Source organism: Streptococcus oralis (assembly GCF_023611505.1).
Classification (GTDB): domain Bacteria; phylum Bacillota; class Bacilli; order Lactobacillales; family Streptococcaceae; genus Streptococcus; species Streptococcus oralis_CT.
Genome location: NZ_CP097843.1, coordinates 165593 through 184537, shown reverse-complemented (window position 1 = coordinate 184537; position 18945 = coordinate 165593). Strand labels below are relative to the sequence as shown.

The 18945-nt window shown below is 41.2% G+C and carries 14 protein-coding genes, 1 pseudogene and 1 CRISPR repeat array; of the genes and pseudogenes, 8 read left to right on the top strand and 7 right to left on the bottom strand.

The genetic code is table 11. The features are described 5' to 3' along the window. Window positions 1-30: 30 nt before the first annotated feature. From M9H69_RS01005 to csn2, 6 genes and pseudogenes are all read left to right on the top strand, one after another. A complete protein-coding gene (locus tag M9H69_RS01005) occupies window positions 31-1047 on the top strand; it encodes an NAD(P)H-dependent glycerol-3-phosphate dehydrogenase (protein ID WP_250315683.1) in 1017 nt (338 codons plus the stop codon). 22 nt (window positions 1048-1069) lie between these two features. Continuing rightward, a complete protein-coding gene (gene galU / locus M9H69_RS01000; RefSeq protein ID WP_250315682.1) occupies window positions 1070-1969 on the top strand; it encodes a UTP--glucose-1-phosphate uridylyltransferase GalU in 900 nt (299 codons plus the stop codon). A 681-nt stretch (window positions 1970-2650) separates the two neighbouring features. Next, window positions 2651-6766, top strand: a complete 4116-nt coding sequence (cas9, locus tag M9H69_RS00995; RefSeq protein ID WP_250315681.1) for a type II CRISPR RNA-guided endonuclease Cas9 — start codon at window positions 2651-2653, stop codon at window positions 6764-6766. Beyond that, entirely contained in the window at window positions 6766-7632 is an 867-nt protein-coding gene (gene cas1, locus M9H69_RS00990) for a type II CRISPR-associated endonuclease Cas1 (protein ID WP_000539863.1), read from the top strand. Before cas9 ends, cas1 begins: the two co-directional genes overlap by 1 nt. Then, window positions 7629-7973, top strand: coding sequence for a CRISPR-associated endonuclease Cas2 (gene cas2 / locus M9H69_RS00985; RefSeq protein ID WP_002876413.1), 345 nt, complete (start codon window positions 7629-7631; stop codon window positions 7971-7973). The genes cas1 and cas2 overlap by 4 nt, the downstream gene beginning before the upstream one ends. After that, a pseudogene (gene csn2 / locus M9H69_RS00980) lies at window positions 7963-8648 on the top strand (type II-A CRISPR-associated protein Csn2). The gene cas2 and the pseudogene csn2 overlap by 11 nt, the downstream one beginning before the upstream one ends. A gap of 89 nt (window positions 8649-8737) precedes the next feature. Beyond that, window positions 8738-9500: direct repeats of the CRISPR family, unit length 37 nt; unit sequence TGTTTTAGAGCTGTGTTGTTTCGAATGGTTCCAAAAC. 41 nt (window positions 9501-9541) lie between these two features. On the opposite strand, the gene M9H69_RS00975 reads toward csn2, so the two are convergent. The 6 genes from M9H69_RS00975 to pbp1b form a co-directional block, all read right to left on the bottom strand. Beyond that, window positions 9542-10222, bottom strand: coding sequence for a rhomboid family intramembrane serine protease (locus M9H69_RS00975; RefSeq protein ID WP_250315680.1), 681 nt, complete (start codon window positions 10220-10222; stop codon window positions 9542-9544). Next, the gene (locus M9H69_RS00970; protein WP_061599199.1) at window positions 10206-10745 is read right to left on the bottom strand and encodes a 5-formyltetrahydrofolate cyclo-ligase; all 540 of its coding nucleotides are present in this window, start codon (window positions 10743-10745) and stop codon (window positions 10206-10208) included. Before M9H69_RS00970 ends, M9H69_RS00975 begins: the two co-directional genes overlap by 17 nt. A gap of 11 nt (window positions 10746-10756) precedes the next feature. Further along, the gene (locus tag M9H69_RS00965) at window positions 10757-11887 is read right to left on the bottom strand and encodes an N-acetyldiaminopimelate deacetylase (protein WP_195216995.1); all 1131 of its coding nucleotides are present in this window, start codon (window positions 11885-11887) and stop codon (window positions 10757-10759) included. Between the two features lie 69 nt (window positions 11888-11956). Then, window positions 11957-12655, bottom strand: coding sequence for a 2,3,4,5-tetrahydropyridine-2,6-dicarboxylate N-acetyltransferase (gene dapD / locus M9H69_RS00960; protein WP_250315679.1), 699 nt, complete (start codon window positions 12653-12655; stop codon window positions 11957-11959). An 84-nt stretch (window positions 12656-12739) separates the two neighbouring features. Continuing rightward, window positions 12740-13651, bottom strand: a complete 912-nt coding sequence (locus tag M9H69_RS00955) for a DMT family transporter (RefSeq protein WP_061599196.1) — start codon at window positions 13649-13651, stop codon at window positions 12740-12742. Between the two features lie 77 nt (window positions 13652-13728). After that, entirely contained in the window at window positions 13729-16230 is a 2502-nt protein-coding gene (pbp1b, locus tag M9H69_RS00950; protein ID WP_049501515.1) for a penicillin-binding protein PBP1B, read from the bottom strand. A 140-nt stretch (window positions 16231-16370) separates the two neighbouring features. Between pbp1b and tyrS the strand changes: the two genes are divergently transcribed. After that, complete coding sequence (gene tyrS, locus M9H69_RS00945) at window positions 16371-17627, top strand: tyrosine--tRNA ligase (RefSeq protein ID WP_250315678.1); 1257 nt, start codon at window positions 16371-16373, stop codon at window positions 17625-17627. 52 nt (window positions 17628-17679) lie between these two features. Next, window positions 17680-18528, top strand: coding sequence for a putative RNA methyltransferase (locus M9H69_RS00940; protein ID WP_250315677.1), 849 nt, complete (start codon window positions 17680-17682; stop codon window positions 18526-18528). Between the two features lie 110 nt (window positions 18529-18638). On the opposite strand, the gene M9H69_RS00935 is transcribed toward M9H69_RS00940, so the two are convergent. Continuing rightward, window positions 18639-18845: a hypothetical protein gene (locus tag M9H69_RS00935; protein ID WP_247955341.1), complete on the bottom strand. Its 207-nt coding sequence runs from the start codon at window positions 18843-18845 to the stop codon at window positions 18639-18641. Window positions 18846-18945: the final 100 nt, after the last annotated feature.

Here is an 18945-nt window from a genome sequence, read left to right as displayed (position 1 = left end):
GAAAGGAAGAACTCTTACAAGGAGGAAAAGATGAAGAAACAAACCATCGCTGTCTTGGGTCCTGGTTCTTGGGGGACCGCCCTTTCGCAGGTCCTAAACGACAATGGACACGAAGTTCGAATTTGGGGAAATATTTCTGACCAAATTGATGAAATCAATAACCAACATACAAACAAACGCTACTTCAAAGATATCCTACTCGACGAAAAGATCAAAGCCTATCATGACTTGGAAGAAACACTAAAGGATGTGGATGCTGTTTTATTTGTGGTCCCAACAAAAGTAACGAGACTGGTTGCCCAACAAGTAGCAAAGGTGCTTGATCACAAGGTTGTCATCATGCATGCCTCCAAAGGATTGGAACCAGATAGCCACAAACGTCTATCAACCATTCTTGAGGAGGAAATCCCAGCTGACCTTCGCAGTGATATCGTCGTTGTTTCAGGGCCGAGCCATGCTGAGGAAACCATTGTACGCGATATCACCTTGATTACAGCAGCCTCTAAAGACCTCGAAACTGCTCAGTACGTTCAAAATCTCTTTAGCAATCACTACTTCCGTCTCTATACTAATACGGATGTTATCGGGGTTGAAACCGCTGGTGCTCTTAAAAATATCATCGCAGTTGGCGCTGGCGCACTACATGGTCTAGGGTTTGGCGACAATGCCAAGGCGGCCATCATCGCACGTGGCTTGGCAGAAATCACCCGTCTAGGAGTCGCTCTTGGGGCAAATCCTCTAACTTATAGCGGGCTTTCTGGAGTTGGGGATTTGATTGTAACGGGAACATCTGTCCACTCTCGTAACTGGAGGGCCGGTAATGCTCTTGGCCGTGGAGAATCCCTCGCAGACATCGAAGCAAACATGGGCATGGTCATTGAAGGCATTTCAACAACTCGAGCAGCTCACGAACTGGCTCAGGAATTGGGTGTCTACATGCCAATCACACAGGCTATTTACCGAGTTATCTACGAAGGTGTCAATATCAAAGAAGCAATCAACGACATCATGAGTAATGAATTTAAAGCAGAAAACGAATGGTCATAGACCTTCATAGAAAGGAACATTTATGAAACAAAAAGTCAGAAAAGCAGTCATCCCTGCCGCTGGATTGGGAACTCGTTTCCTCCCAGCAACTAAGGCCTTGGCCAAGGAAATGTTGCCAATCGTGGACAAGCCAACTATCCAGTTTATCGTTGAAGAAGCCCTCAAATCTGGTATCGAAGACATTTTGGTTGTGACTGGTAAGTCAAAACGTTCCATTGAGGACCACTTCGACTCAAACTTCGAATTGGAATACAACCTCAAAGAAAAAGGGAAAACAGATCTTTTGAAGCTAGTTGATGAAACAACTGGCATGCGCCTACATTTTATCCGCCAAACGCATCCACGTGGTCTCGGAGATGCTGTTTTGCAAGCCAAGGCTTTCGTTGGAAATGAACCCTTTATCGTTATGCTTGGTGATGACTTGATGGATATCACCAACGAAAAAGCTGTTCCGCTCACCAAACAACTCATGGATGACTACGAGCGTACCCACGCGTCTACTATCGCTGTTATGCCAGTCCCTCATGACGAAGTATCTGCTTACGGGGTTATTGCTCCGCAAGGCGAAGGAAAAGACGGCCTTTACAGCGTTGAAACCTTCGTTGAAAAACCAGCGCCAGAGGATGCTCCTAGCGACCTTGCTATTATCGGACGCTACCTCCTCACGCCTGAAATTTTCCAAATCCTCGAAAACCAAGCTCCGGGTGCAGGAAATGAAATTCAGCTGACAGATGCAATCGATACCCTCAATAAAACACAACGTGTATTTGCTCGTGAGTTCAAAGGGGCTCGTTACGATGTCGGAGATAAGTTTGGCTTTATGAAAACATCTATTGATTACGCACTAAGACACCCCCAAGTCAAAGACGACTTGAAAGATTATCTCATCCAGCTTGGAAAAGAGTTATCTGAGGGGGAATAGAAGAATATTCCATATAAAAAAGAGCTAGGATAGTTAATTATCCCAGTTCTTTTTATTTTATATTGCTATTCTTTAGAACATCTACTTAAAAAGGAATCCGTATTTCTCAGTTCACTTACTTATAAACTCCATCGAATTGATATCGAATTTTATGAAAGCGCTACGATATTATTTGTTTTTTTATAAAAATAGGAGTACAATGAGTTAGTATAATAAAATAAAAAGCACCGAATCGGTGCGCACTTTTTCAAGTTGTGTACGGACAAAGCCTTATTTTAACTTGCTGTGTTGTTTCGAATAGTTCCAACAGCTTTATTGTACTATACTTGTCAAAGATTATCAAGTGAAATGTAAATCATTTTACAGATACGACAAAAAGCTTGTTTATCCTCATTTGAAACAATACAGTTCTAAAACTAAAATATAACTTATAATCAATTTTAGCACATTTTTACCGATACTTCATCATTATTCTATTGAAATTTTTAGTTAGAATGATTCAATTAAATGAAGTTGTATTTTAAGGAGATTGTTTTGAAGAAATTCAAATTTACTAAAGATAATTTAGCTATTCTAACTGAGTTAGTAAAGTTTATGAAGGGGTGCATTGACTTAATCAAAGCTCTCATTTCTTAATTTTTAAATTATATCTTAATACAAATACAACGGAGGTTTTTATACATGGAAAACAAAAATTACTCTATCGGACTTGATATCGGAACAAACAGCGTCGGATGGGCCGTCATTACGGATGACTATAAGGTGCCATCGAAAAAGATGAAGATTCTGGGCAATACTGATAAACACTTTATCAAGAAAAATCTGATTGGAGCTTTATTATTTGATGAAGGGACTACTGCTGAAGATAGACGTCTAAAACGAACCGCGCGCCGTCGCTATACACGTCGAAAAAATCGTCTTCGCTATCTTCAAGAAATCTTTTCTCAGGAAATAAGCAAGGTGGATAGTAGTTTCTTTCATCGATTAGATGACTCCTTTTTAGTTCCTGAGGATAAAAGAGAAAGTAAATACCCTATTTTTGCTACCTTGACAGAAGAGAAAGAATACCATAAGCAATTTCCAACTATTTATCATTTTAGAAAGCAACTGGCGGACTCAAAAGAAAAAGCTGACTTGCGCTTGATTTATCTAGCATTAGCTCATATGATTAAATACCGTGGGCATTTTTTATATGAAGAAGCTTTCGATATTAAAAACAATGATATCCAAAAAATCTTTAGCGAATTTATAAGCATTTACGATAACACCTTTGAAGGAAGTTCACTTAGTGGGCAAAACGCACAAGTAGAAGCAATTTTTACTGATAAAATTAGTAAATCTGCCAAGAGAGAACGCGTTCTAAAACTCTTTCCTGATGAAAAATCCACTGGTTTGTTTTCAGAATTTCTCAAGTTAATTGTAGGAAATCAGGCTGATTTTAAAAAACATTTTGACTTAGAAGAAAAAGCTCCACTACAATTCTCTAAAGATACCTATGATGAGGATTTGGAAAACTTACTCGGACAAATTGGAGATGATTTTGCAGACCTTTTCCTAGTTGCTAAAAAACTCTATGACGCCATTCTTCTATCAGGAATCTTAACTGTTACAGATCCTTCAACCAAGGCTCCACTGTCAGCATCTATGATTGAACGCTATGAAAATCACCAAAAAGACTTGGCAGCTTTAAAACAATTCATCAAAAACAATCTTCCAGAAAAATATGATGAAGTTTTTTCTGACCAATCTAAAGATGGGTATGCTGGATATATTGATGGTAAGACCACACAAGAAGCATTTTACAAATATATCAAAAATCTTCTCTCTAAATTCGAAGGAGCAGATTGTTTCCTTGAGAAAATTGAACGTGAAGATTTCTTGAGAAAACAACGCACCTTCGATAATGGTTCTATTCCTCATCAAATTCATCTTCAAGAAATGAATGCCATTCTCCGTCGGCAAGGAGAACATTATCCATTTTTGAAGGAAAACAGAGAAAAGATTGAGAAAATCTTGGCCTTCCGCATTCCATACTATGTTGGCCCATTGGCTCGTGGCAATCGAGATTTTGCTTGGCTTACTCGAAATTCTGATGAAGCAATAAGACCTTGGAATTTTGAAGAAATTGTTGATAAAGCAAGCTCTGCAGAAGACTTCATCAATAAAATGACCAACTATGACTTGTATTTGCCGGAAGAAAAAGTTCTACCTAAGCATAGTCTGTTGTATGAGACATTTGCTGTCTACAATGAATTAACAAAAGTAAAATTTATTGCAGAGGGATTGAGAGACTATCAATTCCTTGATAGTGGGCAGAAGAAGCAAATTGTCAATCAATTATTCAAAGAGAAAAGAAAAGTAACTGAAAAAGACATCATTCAGTTTCTACACAATGTTGATGGCTACGATGGAATCGAACTAAAAGGAATTGAAAAACAATTTAACGCGAGTCTCTCTACTTATCATGATTTACTCAAGATTATCAAGGATAAAGAGTTTATGGATGATTCTAAAAATGAAGAGATTCTTGAAAATATCGTCCACACGCTAACTATCTTTGAAGATCGTGAGATGATCAAGCAACGTCTTGCTCAATACGACTCTCTCTTTGATGAGAAAGTTATTAAAGCACTAACTCGTCGACATTATACTGGTTGGGGAAAACTCTCTGCTAAGTTGATTAACGGTATTCGAGATAAACAAACCGGCAAAACGATTCTTGATTATTTAATGGACGACGGCTACAGCAATCGCAACTTTATGCAATTAATCAATGATGACGGGCTTTCTTTCAAAGAAATTATCCAGAAAGCACAAGTGGTTGGTAAGACAAATGATGTGAAACAAGTTGTCCAAGAGCTTCCAGGAAGTCCTGCTATTAAAAAGGGAATTTTACAAAGTATCAAGATCGTTGATGAACTTGTCAAGGTTATGGGACACGAACCTGAGTCCATTGTGATTGAGATGGCACGAGAAAATCAGACAACTGCCAGAGGGAAAAAGAATTCCCAACAAAGATATAAGCGAATTGAAGATTCATTAAAAATCTTAGCATCTGGACTTAACTCCAAAATTCTAAAAGAACATCCAACAGATAATAATCAACTTCAAAATGATCGCCTCTTCCTTTACTATCTCCAAAACGGGAAAGATATGTATACTGGAGAAGCCCTTGATATCAACCAACTAAGCAGTTGTGACATTGACCACATCATCCCACAGGCCTTTATAAAAGACGATTCTCTTGACAACCGTGTCTTGACTAGTTCAAAAGAGAACCGTGGGAAATCTGATAATGTCCCATGTCTTGAAGTAGTTGAAAAGATGAAGGTTTTTTGGCAACAATTGTTGGATTCCAAATTGATTTCCTACCGTAAATTTAACAATTTAACCAAGGCTGAACGAGGCGGGCTAAACGAGCTTGATAAAGTTGGCTTTATCAAACGCCAACTAGTTGAAACACGCCAAATCACAAAACATGTTGCACAGATTTTGGATGCTCGCTTCAATAAAGAAGTGACTGAGAAGGATAAGAAGAACCGTACCGTCAAAATCATCACTTTGAAATCCAATCTAGTTTCCAACTTCCGTAAAGAATTTAGGTTATACAAGGTGCGTGAAATCAATGACTACCACCATGCGCATGACGCCTATTTAAATGCAGTAGTTGCTAAGGCTATCCTTAAGAAATATCCTAAACTAGAGCCTGAATTCGTCTATGGTGACTATCGAAAGTACGATCTTAAGAGATATATTTCCAGATCCAAAGACCCTAAAGAAATCGAAAAAGCAACTGAAAAGTATTTCTTCTACTCAAACTTGTTGAACTTCTTTAAAGAAGAGGTGCATTACGCAGACGGAACTATCGTAAAAAGAGAGAATATCGAATACTCCAAAGATACCGGAGAAATCGCTTGGAATAAGGAAAAAGATTTCGCTACAATCAAAAAAGTTCTTTCACTTCCGCAGGTGAATATTGTGAAGAAGCGAGAGGTGCAAACAGGTGGCTTCTCTAAAGAGTCCATTCTTCCTAAGGGAAATTCTGATAAGCTAATCCCTCGAAAAACAAAGGATATTCTTTGGGACACTACTAAATATGGGGGATTTGATAGTCCGGTTATCGCCTACTCAATCTTGCTCATTGCCGATATCGAAAAAGGGAAAGCGAAAAAACTGAAGACTGTCAAGACTCTAGTTGGTATTACCATCATGGAGAAAGACGCTTTTGAGAAGAATCCAATAGCTTTCCTTGAAAATAAAGGCTATCATAATGTATGTAAAGAAAATATCCTCTGCCTGCCTAAGTATAGTTTATTTGAACTGGAAAATGGTCGCAGACGACTACTTGCAAGTGCGAAAGAACTTCAAAAAGGCAATGAAATAGTGCTTCCAGTATATTTAACAACCTTGCTCTACCATTCTAAAAATGTCCATAAACTAGACGAACCAGGACATTTAGAATACATTCAGAAACACCGAAATGAATTTAAGGATTTGTTAAATCTTGTATCTGAGTTCTCTCAAAAATATGTCCTCGCGGATGCAAATCTAGAGAAAATCAAGAACTTATATGCAGACAATGAGCAAGCAGATATAGAAATTCTAGCAAATTCGTTTATCAATTTGTTGACCTTTACTGCTTTGGGTGCTCCTGCTGCCTTTAAATTTTTTGGCAAAGATGTTGATCGAAAACGATACACAACTGTATCCGAAATCCTCAACGCCACCCTCATCCACCAATCCATCACTGGTCTCTACGAGACTCGGATTGACTTGAGCAAACTAGGAGAAGACTAATGGGATGGAGAACCGTTGTTGTCAATACACACTCTAAGCTCTCTTACAAGAACAATCACTTGATTTTTAAAGATGCCTCTCGGACAGAGTTGATTCACCTGTCCGAGGTGGACATCCTACTTTTGGAGACGACAGATATTGTTCTCTCTACTATGTTGATTAAACGCTTGGTGGATGAAAATATTTTGGTCATCTTTTGTGATGATAAACGCTTGCCGACAGCATATTTAATGCCTTACTACGGTCGGCACGATTCCAGTTTACAACTCTCTCGTCAAATTACTTGGAGCGAGGAGGCTAAAGCACAAGTTTGGACCACCATTATTGCACAAAAGATTCTCAATCAAGCTTTTTATCTGGGGAGTTGTGGTTTTCTAGAAAAATCTCAGTCCGTCATTGATCTCTATCATGGGTTGGATTTGTTTGATCCTAGTAACCGTGAGGGACACGCAGCTCGTATTTATTTCAACACCTTGTTTGGAAATGATTTCAGCCGTGAGCAAGATAGTGATATCAATGCTGCCTTGGACTACGGCTACACCTTGATTTTGAGTATGTTTGCGCGTGAGATTGTGTTGTCTGGCTGTATGACCCAGTTTGGCTTGAAACATGCCAACCAGTTCAATCAATTCAACCTTGCTAGCGATATTATGGAGCCTTTCCGTCCGATTATTGATAGAATTGTCTATGAAAATCGAAACAGTTCTTTTATCAAAATCAAACGAGAGCTTTTTACTATTTTCTCAGATACCTTCCACTACAATGGTAAAGATATGTACCTGTCCAATATCGTCAGCGACTATACTAAGAAAGTCATCCAAGCTCTCAATCAACCCGAGAAAGGAGTTCCTGAGTTTAGGATATGAGTTATCGATATATGCGTATGATTTTAATGTTTGATATGCCAGTTGATACCGTAGAGGAACGTAAGGCCTATCGAAAATTTCGGAAGTTCCTCATAGACGAGGGATTTATCATGCACCAATTCTCCATCTATAGCAAGCTCTTGCTCAACAACTCTGCTAATAACGCCATGATTGAACGCCTTAAAACTCATAATCCTAAAAAAGGCAATATTACCCTCTTAACCGTTACAGAAAAGCAGTTTTCTCGCATGATTTACTTAAATGGCGAGCGAAATACCAGCGTAGCAAACTCCGATGCCCGTTTAGTTTTTCTAGGAGAGGAGCCTAGAGATGAAGATTAATTTCCCGCTATTAGACGAACCATTAGCTATTGAAAATGCAACCTTTTTAGTGTTGGAAGACCAGTTTACCTTTTCAACTATCGTCAAGCAATTCTACCAATATACTGATGATGGGGAGTTGAAGTTGTTTGATAGAAATTTAAAATCTCTGAAAGAGGCTGAGTTACTAGTGATAACGGATGTCTTAGGATACAATCTCAACTCACCCGCCATGCTCAAGTTGATACATGCGGATCTTGAAAATCAGCTCAATGACAAGCCAGAAGTCAAGTCCATGACAAGCCAGAAGTCAAGTCCATGATTGAAAAGTTGGTTGCTACGATTACAGAATTGCTGGCATTTGAGTGTTTGGAAAACGAATTGGACTTGGAGTATGATGAAATTACCATTCTAGAGTTAATCGATGCACTTGGTGTCAAAGTCGAAACCCTGAGTGATACACCTTTTGAAAAGATGCTAGAAATTGTCCAAGTTTTTAAATATCTTTCTAAAAAGAAACTCCTTGTTTTCATCAATGCATCTGCCTATCTATCAAAGGATGAGTTAGTAAATTTGATAGAGTATATCCAACTCAATCAACTAAAAGTTTTATTTGTCGAACCTCGAAAAGTCTATGATTTCCCGCAGTATGTGCTGGATCAAGACTATTTCTTGAACCCTGAAAATATGGTATAATAAGGGTAACAATTGGGACCTGACGAACTGAAGTCCGGCTGGGACGAATGGCGCGATTACGAAATTTCGTAAGAAAAATTTTTCTACGAGGTTTTAGAGCTGTGTTGTTTCGAATGGTTCCAAAACTTGAATCAATTCGGTATTTAAGGTCTTCCTGTTTTAGAGCTGTGTTGTTTCGAATGGTTCCAAAACTTTTCTAGTTCGCAGTTTTACAAGAATGCAGTTTTAGAGCTGTGTTGTTTCGAATGGTTCCAAAACGCCTGCAACATATAGATTTGCACTTTGATTGTTTTAGAGCTGTGTTGTTTCGAATGGTTCCAAAACATTAAACCTCTTGTCAAAGATCGTCGCTATGTTTTAGAGCTGTGTTGTTTCGAATGGTTCCAAAACTCCTAACATACTTGAACTTTCCCCAGTGTTGTTTTAGAGCTGTGTTGTTTCGAATGGTTCCAAAACAATAGTCTTTTAAGCGGAGCACAGAACGCTGTTTTAGAGCTGTGTTGTTTCGAATGGTTCCAAAACTAGCTACACAGACAAGGAAATTCAGCACTTGTTTTAGAGCTGTGTTGTTTCGAATGGTTCCAAAACTAACAAGAGGGGAGCGTGTGAGCTCGTCGTGTTTTAGAGCTGTGTTGTTTCGAATGGTTCCAAAACTTGCTCGGGATCCTGACGCACTTATCGATTGTTTTAGAGCTGTGTTGTTTCGAATGGTTCCAAAACAGGTAGAGACGTCTTGCTTCCTCTTCCTAGGTTTTAGAGCTGTGTTGTTTCGAATGGTTCCAAAACCCATCTTCTCCCCATTCCCCATTTTCATCAGTTTTAGAGCTGTGTTGTTTCGAATGGTTCCAAAAAAAGCTACTCATTTTTTGAGTAGCTTTTTAACTATTCCATCCCTACACATAGCTCATTCCCTTATAGCAAAGGAAAATGGCTAGTGCGATAAAAAGTACAGTTGCTCCGATTCGCTGGCTGGTACTATACATCCTTTTTTCCCATTTGACTGGAAAGATGATCGCTAGAAAAGCCCCGCCTACTGCGCCACCAATATGCCCTGCTAGGCTGATTCCTGGGATCAGAACACTTCCAATGATATTTATCACGAAAAGTGTCAGATAGGATTGCCCCAACTGCTGAATATAGGGGTTGCGAGTTGCGTAACGCAAGACGATGATCGCAGCAAATAGTCCGTAAAGAGAAGTGGAGGCCCCTGCTGCTACAACTTTCGGTGTGAAAGCAAAAACAAAGAGATTGCCCATCATTCCTGATAAGAGATAGAGAAAGAAGAACTGCTTAGAACCGAAAATCTCCTCCACTTGTTGTCCAAGAAAGTAGAGCGAAATCATATTGACAATGAAATGCTCCCATCCAATATGCACAAATATAGCCGAAAAAAGGCGCCAAATCTGCTCAGGGAACAGGCGAATGATTGGTCCATACATAGCTCCAAACTGAAGCAAGGTATCTGCTCGTTCAAAATTTAAACCTGTAAGAACCAACATCAAAAGAAATACCAATGCCGTTACTAGGAGGAAGAAACTAGTCACAGGATAGCGTTTATCAAAGATTTCCTTCATAGATTAGCACCTCCTGGACGGGAATATCATGGTCTTCCAAGTTAAACTTCTGAACCTGACAAGGATAGATTGTACTCAGGCTCTGCCCAACAAAATGTTCCAGATAGCGGTCGTAGTAGCCTCCACCATATCCAATCCGATAGCCCTCTGTTGTAAAAGCCAAGCCCGGAACATGAATTAAATCAATCTGAGACGGTTCCACCACTTCCAAGTCTCCTTGCGGTTCCAGTAAGCCAAAGGAAGTTTTTACCAACTGCTGCGGATGATAGACCACAAACTCCATTCGCCCCTTGGGATAGGTTTTGGGTATCAGAACTTTTTTGCCATCCTTCAGCGCCTGCTCAATCAATTCTTGCGTTTGAAATTCATGAGGGAAGGAGAGATAGGTTGCGATGGTCTTAGCTTCTTGGTAAAAGGGGTGACGTAAGAAACGCTCGGTTAAAGCTCGATCCATAGCCTGTTTTTGTTCCTGAGATAGAGCCTTCATTTCTTGCAAAATTTTCTTGCGTAGTTCTGCTTTCATAGACAATTCCTCTACTCTGCTTCCTTCTTTTTCAGGAAACTAGAGACCGCATCTACCCCAATGGCTAAGGCTTCTTCCTTGGGGCTCATCTGAGGATGGTGAAGGGCGTAGGGACTATCGATACCTAACCAAAACATAACCCCATCAACCTTCGAAAGGAGATAACCAAAATCTTCACCTGTCATAGCAGGCTCGATATCAATCAACTCAATCCCGTCTTTTTCTTCAAAGAATGTCATCAGTTCACGCGCCAAGGCTGGATTGTTCTCAACAGGTAGGTAGCCTCCTTGCTTGAGTTCCACTTCAACTTCCATATCAAAGGCTGCTGCAACACCTTCTGCTACTGTCTTGACTCTTTTTTGTACTAATAGGCTCATGTCCTGAGTCAAGGCGCGAATGGTTCCGTGTAAAAATGCTGTGTCTGTAATGACATTGTTGGTTGTTCCAGCTTGGAAAACACCAAAGGTCACCACTGCTCCCTCGATTGGATTGACATTGCGGCTGACAACTGACTGTACTTGAGTTACAAAGTAACTAGCAGCCACCAAGGCGTCATTGGCCTCATGCGGAAAAGCTGCGTGTCCTCCTTTTCCTTTGAAACGAATCTTCACCTCACAAGTCCCTGCAAAGAGTGTATGAGTATTGGTCGCGATCTGTCCGACCTTCAAATCTGGACGAACATGAAGGCCATAGAACTGGTCTGGTAGCCAGTCCCCAAAAGCACCATCCTCATACATGAGCATACCACCGGCTTCATTCTCCTCAGCAGGCTGAAATAGGAAGAGCAGATTATTCTTGGGTTGCTCCTCAAGTGAGCGCTCAAGACAGCCTAAGGCAATAGTCATATGAAAATCATGGCCACAAGCATGCATGCGACCTTGGTGTTGAGAAGCAAAAGGCAGGCCTGTTTGTTCGACGATAGGCAGGCCATCAATATCTGTCCGCCAACCAATGGTCCGCTCCGGCTGACTTCCCTGCAAATATACCAAAATTCCTGTTCGCCACGTACGAACTTGAACAAAGTCCTTGCCCGCAATCAATTTCTCAATCACATCCAGTAAATAAGCCTGAGTCTCGAACTCCTCCAAGCCAATCTCTGGAATCTGGTGTAAATCTCGTCTAGTCTGAATCAAATCTAACATCTATCGATCCTCCTTTTGATAGAAGAAAGAGGCTGGAAAAAGGGTTCCGCCTCTTTTTTACTTTTACAATTACAAGGTACGAAGCGCATCCTCAAGCGCTGTTTTTTGTTGGGTTTGGGCATCAATTTCTTTGATGATACGAGCTGGAATACCTGCTACTACCACGTTTTCTGGAACATCTTGGGTAACAATAGCTCCTGCGGCAACGACTGAACCGCTACCGATTTGTACTCCTTCAATAACCACTGCATTGGCACCGATAAGAACATTGTCTCCGACGCGGACTGGTTCAGCACTAGCTGGCTCAATCACACCTGCCAAAACTGCCCCTGCACCAACGTGGCTATTTTTTCCAACGATAGCGCGGCCACCAAGGATGGCACCCATATCAATCATGGTTCCTGCACCGATTTCAGCACCAATATTGATAACGGCTCCCATCATGATAACAGCATTGTCACCAATTTCAACTTGGTCACGGATAATCGCACCTGGCTCGATACGAGCGTTGATAGCACGTTTATCTAGCAAAGGAACTGCAGAGTTACGAGCATCTTGCTCGACAACATAATCTTGATTTTCTACCAAACCTTCAAGAAGCGGAGCGATATCCTTCCAGTCTCCGAATAAAACATTTCCTAGTTTAACAACAGAGCTTGGTACAGCAGTTGCGAGTTCTCCCTCAAAGGTTACTTTGACACTGGTTTTCTTTTCAGCATTGGCGATAAATTGGATAATCTCTTGAGCATTCATTTTTGTAGCAGTCATAGGCGCCTCCTGGTTCGTTATAATGATACCTATTCTACCAAAAAAGGCTTCAAATTTGAAGCCTCAACTATCAAATAAGCATCTTTACTTGGCTTGTTTTGCTTCTTCTACAGATAAGAAAATCATCGGAACGATAATCAACACCATAGCTAAGGCCAAAAAAACATCCATGACCAATCCTAGAAAAAGAACACTTAATAGAGCTGAAGAGAGAGGCTCGCTAGCGCTCACTACAGAGACAACGAGAGGGGAAACGAGAGAGACAGCCTTCATAGACAGGAAAAAGGCAAAAGCGGTGCCAAACACGGCAATCATCAGACAAATCAGCACGCTTACCAGATCCATTTGAAAGCTTATCTGATAGATAGGGTAAAGGAAATTACTAAAGAGCCCTGCCAGAATCATCCCCCAACCAACAGTAGGGACAAATCCATAGTGGCGGGCAAATCGTTGGGGAAGGATGACATTAAACATGACCCCTACCGCACTGAGCAAACCAGTCACTAGAGCCAAGGGCGTCATGGATAACTGGGACAAGTCCCCTTTTGTGGCCATCAAAAAAACACCTAGCATGGCAATCAAAACATAGAGAATCGCTGTAATCGAAGCCTTTTTCTGGTAGACAATGCGATTGTAAAACAGGATAAAAACTGGGCTGATAAATTGCAAAATGGTCGCCGTCGTCGCATTGGAATACTCAACGCAGAGATAGAAGAAAAACTGCACAGAAAAAATACCTAGAATAGCATAGGCTAAAAAAGGTAGATAATTTTTCTTATCACGCCAGATATCCAATAATCGAGTGCGCAACTGAAAGGCCGATAAGCCTAAAACCAAACTCCCCGCTACCAGTAAACGCATAGAAGTAATCCATCCAGAAGACACTGGATAATGAGTGAAAAAATACTCTCCTAAAATCCCACAGATCCCCCAGATTAGGCCTGAGAGTAGCGAATATAGTGTTCCCTTAACAATCTTTTTCTGATAATGATTCATATTATTATTGTAACACGAAACCAACAAAGAAAAAAGTAGCAACAAGGGGAAATTACTAACCTTGCTGCTACTCTATCTTAACGATTAAATAGACGTGAACGTCCTGAAGAGCCACTCTGAGTATTTCCACTCGAACTTGTTGTTCCCGAACCGCTACTTGAGCTTGGAGGAGTTACTGCAGGAATGCTTCCTAGAATATTCTTCCAAGCATTCTGATAATCTGCATCGCTTCCTCCAATAGCGAAGCGGTAGGCGGTTACTGGCGCCCCTTCTTTAGTAGCCCAGTAACTTGTTACGGTAGAACCGGAAACGTTAACTTCTTTGCCATTAATTGAAACCTTGCCCGGCTTCTCCCCTGTCGACTTGAGAACTTGTGACTTGGTCACACTTGAGTCAAGATTAAAGCGCTCATTCCCCCAAATGCCAGGTTTTGCTTGTTGAATAGCATTAACCAAGTGGGCCATATAGTTGGCATTGCGGTAGTGGCCCGCCCCTTTGGCTAGTGGTCGGTTGTCATCGTGACCTAGCCAGCCACCCAAGGTCAAGCGAGGCGTAGAAAGCATAAGCCACATGTTTTCATCTTCATTGGTTGTACCAGTTTTTCCAATCCAGTCGGCGCTAGCGAGGCTTGGATTGATGGTAGCCAAGTCTGTCTGGAAACTTGAGGTAATCCGAGATGAAATGACATCCCGAAGGAGACTTTGCATGATGGTCGCTGTCGCTTTTGAGTAAACTTGGACAGGTTTATCTTTATGTTCATAAACCACTCGACCATCTGTTGACTCGATCTTCGCGATCATGTGTTTCTTATGGTAAACTCCGTTGTTGGCCAGAGTCTGATATCCGTTAGTATGCTGAGCAACTGTAACGTCAATTCCTCCGCCCATCGGTAAACTCTCAATACCATATTCTGGGATTTCGTAACCCATTTTTTCCATATAGCCTTTAACATCAACACCCTTCTCTCGAAGTGTACGATAAGTCCAGTAGGCTGGGATATTCCATGAGTAGTTAAGGGCCTCCCCTAACGTCATCATGCCCGTACCAGGACTATTGACATACATGATGGGATTGCCGTTTGAAAAGTTGGTTGGATAGTTTGATAAGATACTTGCACTTCCCATCAGACCTTGGTCAATGGCAATACTGTAAGCCAATATCGGCTTAGTAGTCGAAGCAGGAGAACGTTTTGTGTCGATAGCGTGGTTATTCTGATTTTTTTGATAATTGCGACCACCGACAAATCCAAGAATAGCTCCCGTTTGGTTGTCCATGAGGACATTCCCCACCTCAGGCTGGCCTGTCGAATCATCTAGCAGATAGCCGTAGGTTGCCACCGCATTTTGCATCGCAGCATGAACATTTTTATTGATAGTTGTCGTAATCTTATACCCACCATTTTCAATTTCCTTAGTCGCTAAATCACGATAAGCTTTCTGGATGGATTCATTCTTTTGCTCTTGTACAGAAACATTATCTCTCTGAATCAGGTAGTCATACATTCGATCAGTAGCTTCTGCCAAGGTTGCGAAGTAGAGATAGTCACGCGAAGTACCGCTGACACTACCAGATGGTAAGAAGTCTTTCTTAAAATCATAATCCTTGTACTTGTCGTAATCTTCCTGACTTAGAGCCCCTGTCCGGTACATATTATAGAGAACATCTCTAGCCCGTTTGATCCCCAGAGCCAAATCCTCCTCACTCTTCATACTACCGTCAGATTCATAAGGGGAGTAACTGATTGGGCTCTGTGGCAATCCTGCAATAAAGGCTGCTTGAGGGACCGTTAAATCCGAAGCCTTAACCCCAAAGATTCCTTCTGCAGCCTGTTGGGCACCTGCAATATTTTGGCCTTTATGATTGCGACCAAAAGGAGCAATATTAAGGTAGGTTGTTAAAATCTCATCCTTACCCATAGCCCGCTCTAAAGCTAGAGCATCAATGATTTCTTTGGCCTTACGAGCTAGAGTGGGAGCATCCCCCACCACTTGCTGCTTGATAACCTGCTGAGTCAAGGTCGAACCACCACTGGATGACCCCAGACCGACAAAAGTTCCCAGGGTCGCACGAATAACGGCCTTAGGCACGACTCCCTTGTGCTCGTTGAAATTCTCGTCCTCTGTCGCAATGATAGCCTTCTTAAGATTGTCTGAGATAGCATCTGAAGCGACTGAAGTGCGCAACAAATCGCCCTCGATCGAGGCAATGGTACTGCCGTCAGAATAAGTGATTTCTGAGATAGAGGCAATATCCTTCACTTGCTTGACCAACTCTTCTGCTTGAGGTACCTGGGCCTTGTCAAATAGAGCGACTCCATAACCCATAGCCACCCCAGCACCAAACAGTCCACCGATAAAACCTAGGATAAAGAGAGTATTAAAAACTATTTTAAACCCACTCAAAACCTTAGCAAAATTAGATCCTGCCCTTCCAACTTTGTCAGAAGAGGTCCCCTTTTTACCGGTTTTCTTATTAGCCAGTTTTTCTGCTAGTCTTTTCTTCCATTTTGCAATTCGTTGCATTAGCTGCTGGAAAAAATGCAGCATTTTTGTTTTTAATTCATTAATTCTTTCTTTCATGAATGTCCTCGCTTTCTCTATTATACCATAAAAGGGAAACTTTCAATAAAATAGCCACTTTCTTCCCTATTCTACTAGGCTATTAATCAAGTTTGTGATACAATAGGTAGAAACAATATTTTATAAAGGAGAAAAGACACATGCACATTTTTGATGAGCTAAAAGAGCGTGGTTTGATTTTTCAAACGACTGATGAAGAAGCTTTGCGCAAAGCCCTAGAAGAAGGTCAAGTTTCTTATTATAGTGGCTACGATCCAACTGCTGACAGCCTTCACCTAGGCCACCTTGTCGCAATCTTGACCAGTCGTCGTTTGCAATTAGCAGGTCACAAACCTTATGCGCTCGTTGGCGGTGCTACAGGTCTCATCGGAGATCCGTCCTTCAAAGATGCTGAGCGTAGTCTCCAAACAAAAGACACAGTAGATGGCTGGGTCAAGTCTATCCAAGGACAACTTTCTCGTTTTCTTGACTTTGAAAATGGTGAAAACAAAGCTGTCATGGTCAATAACTACGACTGGTTTGGCAGCATCAGCTTCATCGACTTCCTCCGTGATGTCGGAAAATACTTCACTGTCAACTACATGATGAGCAAGGAGTCTGTGAAAAAACGGATTGAAACTGGAATTTCTTACACTGAGTTCGCTTACCAAATCATGCAAGGATATGACTTCTACGTCCTTAACCAAGAGCACAATGTTACCCTGCAAATCGGTGGTTCTGACCAGTGGGGAAATATGACAGCTGGTACCGAATTGCTTCGTCGTAAGGCTGATAAGACTGGTCACGTCATCACTGTCCCACTCATTACAGATGCAACTGGTAAGAAATTTGGTAAATCTGAAGGGAATGCTGTTTGGCTCAATCCTGAAAAGACTTCTCCATACGAAATGTACCAATTCTGGATGAACGTTATGGACGCTGACGCTGTTCGTTTCTTGAAAATCTTTACTTTCTTGTCACTGGATGAGATTGAAGACATCCGTAAACAATTCGAAGCAGCACCACACGAACGCTTGGCTCAAAAAGTCCTAGCTCGTGAAGTTGTCACACTTGTCCATGGAGAAGAAGCCTACAAAGAAGCCCTTAACATCACTGAGCAACTCTTTGCAGGAAACATCAAAAACCTTTCTGTCAAAGAACTCAAACAAGGACTTCGTGGCGTACCAAACTATCAAGTACAAACAGACGAAAATCACAACATCGTTGAACTTCTTGTATCTTCTGGTGTGGTTAACTCCAAACGCCAAGCCCGTGAAGATGTTCAAAACGGTGCTATCTACGTCAACGGCGACCGCATCCAAGACCTTGACTATGTCTTGAGTGACGCAGATAAGTTAGAGAACGAACTCACTGTTATCCGCCGCGGTAAGAAAAAATACTTCGTTCTAACATACTAAAAACAGACTGGATGCATTTGCTATCCAGTTCTTTTTTTGCTAGACTAAAACTATGAATACAAACCTCAAACCAAAACTCCAGCGCTTTGCTTCTGCTAGTGCCTTTGCCTGCCCTATCTGCCAAGAAAACCTATCCTTAGTAGAGAGCAGTCTCAAGTGTAGCAACCGCCATTCTGTTGACTTGGCAAAATTTGGCTATGTCAACTTGGCTCCGCAAATCAAGCAATCTGCCAACTACGACAAGGAAAACTTTCAAAACCGCCAACAAATTCTTGAAGCTGGTTTTTATCAGGCTATTTTAGAAGGTATCTCGGACTTACTAATAACTAATCCATCCGCAAAAACAGTCTTGGATATCGGTTGTGGCGAAGGTTTCTACTCTCGTAAGCTCCAAGAAAGTCACTCTGACAAAACCTTTTACGCCTTTGATATTTCAAAAGATTCCGTTCAAATCGCTGCCAAGAGCGAACCAAACTGGGCGGTCAACTGGTTTGTCGGCGACCTGGCTCGTCTTCCTATAAAAGACGCCAGCATGGATATCCTGCTTGATATCTTCTCGCCTGCCAACTATGGGGAATTCCGTCGCGTTTTATCCAAAGACGGTATTTTGATCAAGGTCATCCCAACTGAAAATCACCTCAAAGAAATCCGTCAAATGGTGCAGGACCAGCTGACAAAGAAGGATTATTCCAACCAAAATATCAAAGAACATTTCCAGGAACATTTCAGTATCCAATCTAGTCAGATTGCTTCCTTAACAAAACCTATCTCGGCTGAGCAACGCCAAGCCCTGCTTGCCATGACGCCCTTACTCTTTCACGTTGACCATACCAAGATTGACTGGAGCCAACTGACAGAGATTAACATTGAAGCAGAGATTCTAGTTGGGAAAGCACTGTAATTAAAACTTTCAGATAAGACAAAAACCCGCACCTCTTCTTGAGGTGTGGGTTTAAATCGCGATTCTTCAACTGTCTATCCGAAAAGTGGAAAAAATTTTAACCTCTCCATTTATCTTCGATTCGAAATGACAAATTTATCAATGAATAATAAGTGAAATGAGGCAAGTGTAATCCCCAAATAGCACCCATGATAAGAGATTTCTTGATGGGTAAGTGGAAAAAGAGTACGATTCCCCATCGAGAGTGATGACAAAACCACAAATAGTATCCAAAATAAATCAGTCCATTTATATTTTGAAAAATATTTTTTCCACATAAAAACACCTTCTTTCTTCACCACAATGCTATTATAATACAAATTATAAGCGGATACAAGAAATACGAGGCCATCAACTACGAAGAATCATGAGACTGAA

Coding starts and splice junctions, on each gene's coding strand:
- M9H69_RS01005 (WP_250315683.1), top strand. CDS start 31: ATGAAGAAACAAACCATCGCTGTCTTGGGTCCTGGTTCTTGGGGGACC.
- galU (WP_250315682.1), top strand. CDS start 1,070: ATGAAACAAAAAGTCAGAAAAGCAGTCATCCCTGCCGCTGGATTGGGA.
- cas9 (WP_250315681.1), top strand. CDS start 2,651: ATGGAAAACAAAAATTACTCTATCGGACTTGATATCGGAACAAACAGC.
- cas1 (WP_000539863.1), top strand. CDS start 6,766: ATGGGATGGAGAACCGTTGTTGTCAATACACACTCTAAGCTCTCTTAC.
- cas2 (WP_002876413.1), top strand. CDS start 7,629: ATGAGTTATCGATATATGCGTATGATTTTAATGTTTGATATGCCAGTT.
- M9H69_RS00975 (WP_250315680.1), bottom strand. CDS start 10,222: ATGAAGGAAATCTTTGATAAACGCTATCCTGTGACTAGTTTCTTCCTC.
- M9H69_RS00970 (WP_061599199.1), bottom strand. CDS start 10,745: ATGAAAGCAGAACTACGCAAGAAAATTTTGCAAGAAATGAAGGCTCTA.
- M9H69_RS00965 (WP_195216995.1), bottom strand. CDS start 11,887: ATGTTAGATTTGATTCAGACTAGACGAGATTTACACCAGATTCCAGAG.
- dapD (WP_250315679.1), bottom strand. CDS start 12,655: ATGACTGCTACAAAAATGAATGCTCAAGAGATTATCCAATTTATCGCC.
- M9H69_RS00955 (WP_061599196.1), bottom strand. CDS start 13,651: ATGAATCATTATCAGAAAAAGATTGTTAAGGGAACACTATATTCGCTA.
- pbp1b (WP_049501515.1), bottom strand. CDS start 16,230: ATGAAAGAAAGAATTAATGAATTAAAAACAAAAATGCTGCATTTTTTC.
- tyrS (WP_250315678.1), top strand. CDS start 16,371: ATGCACATTTTTGATGAGCTAAAAGAGCGTGGTTTGATTTTTCAAACG.
- M9H69_RS00940 (WP_250315677.1), top strand. CDS start 17,680: ATGAATACAAACCTCAAACCAAAACTCCAGCGCTTTGCTTCTGCTAGT.
- M9H69_RS00935 (WP_247955341.1), bottom strand. CDS start 18,845: ATGTGGAAAAAATATTTTTCAAAATATAAATGGACTGATTTATTTTGG.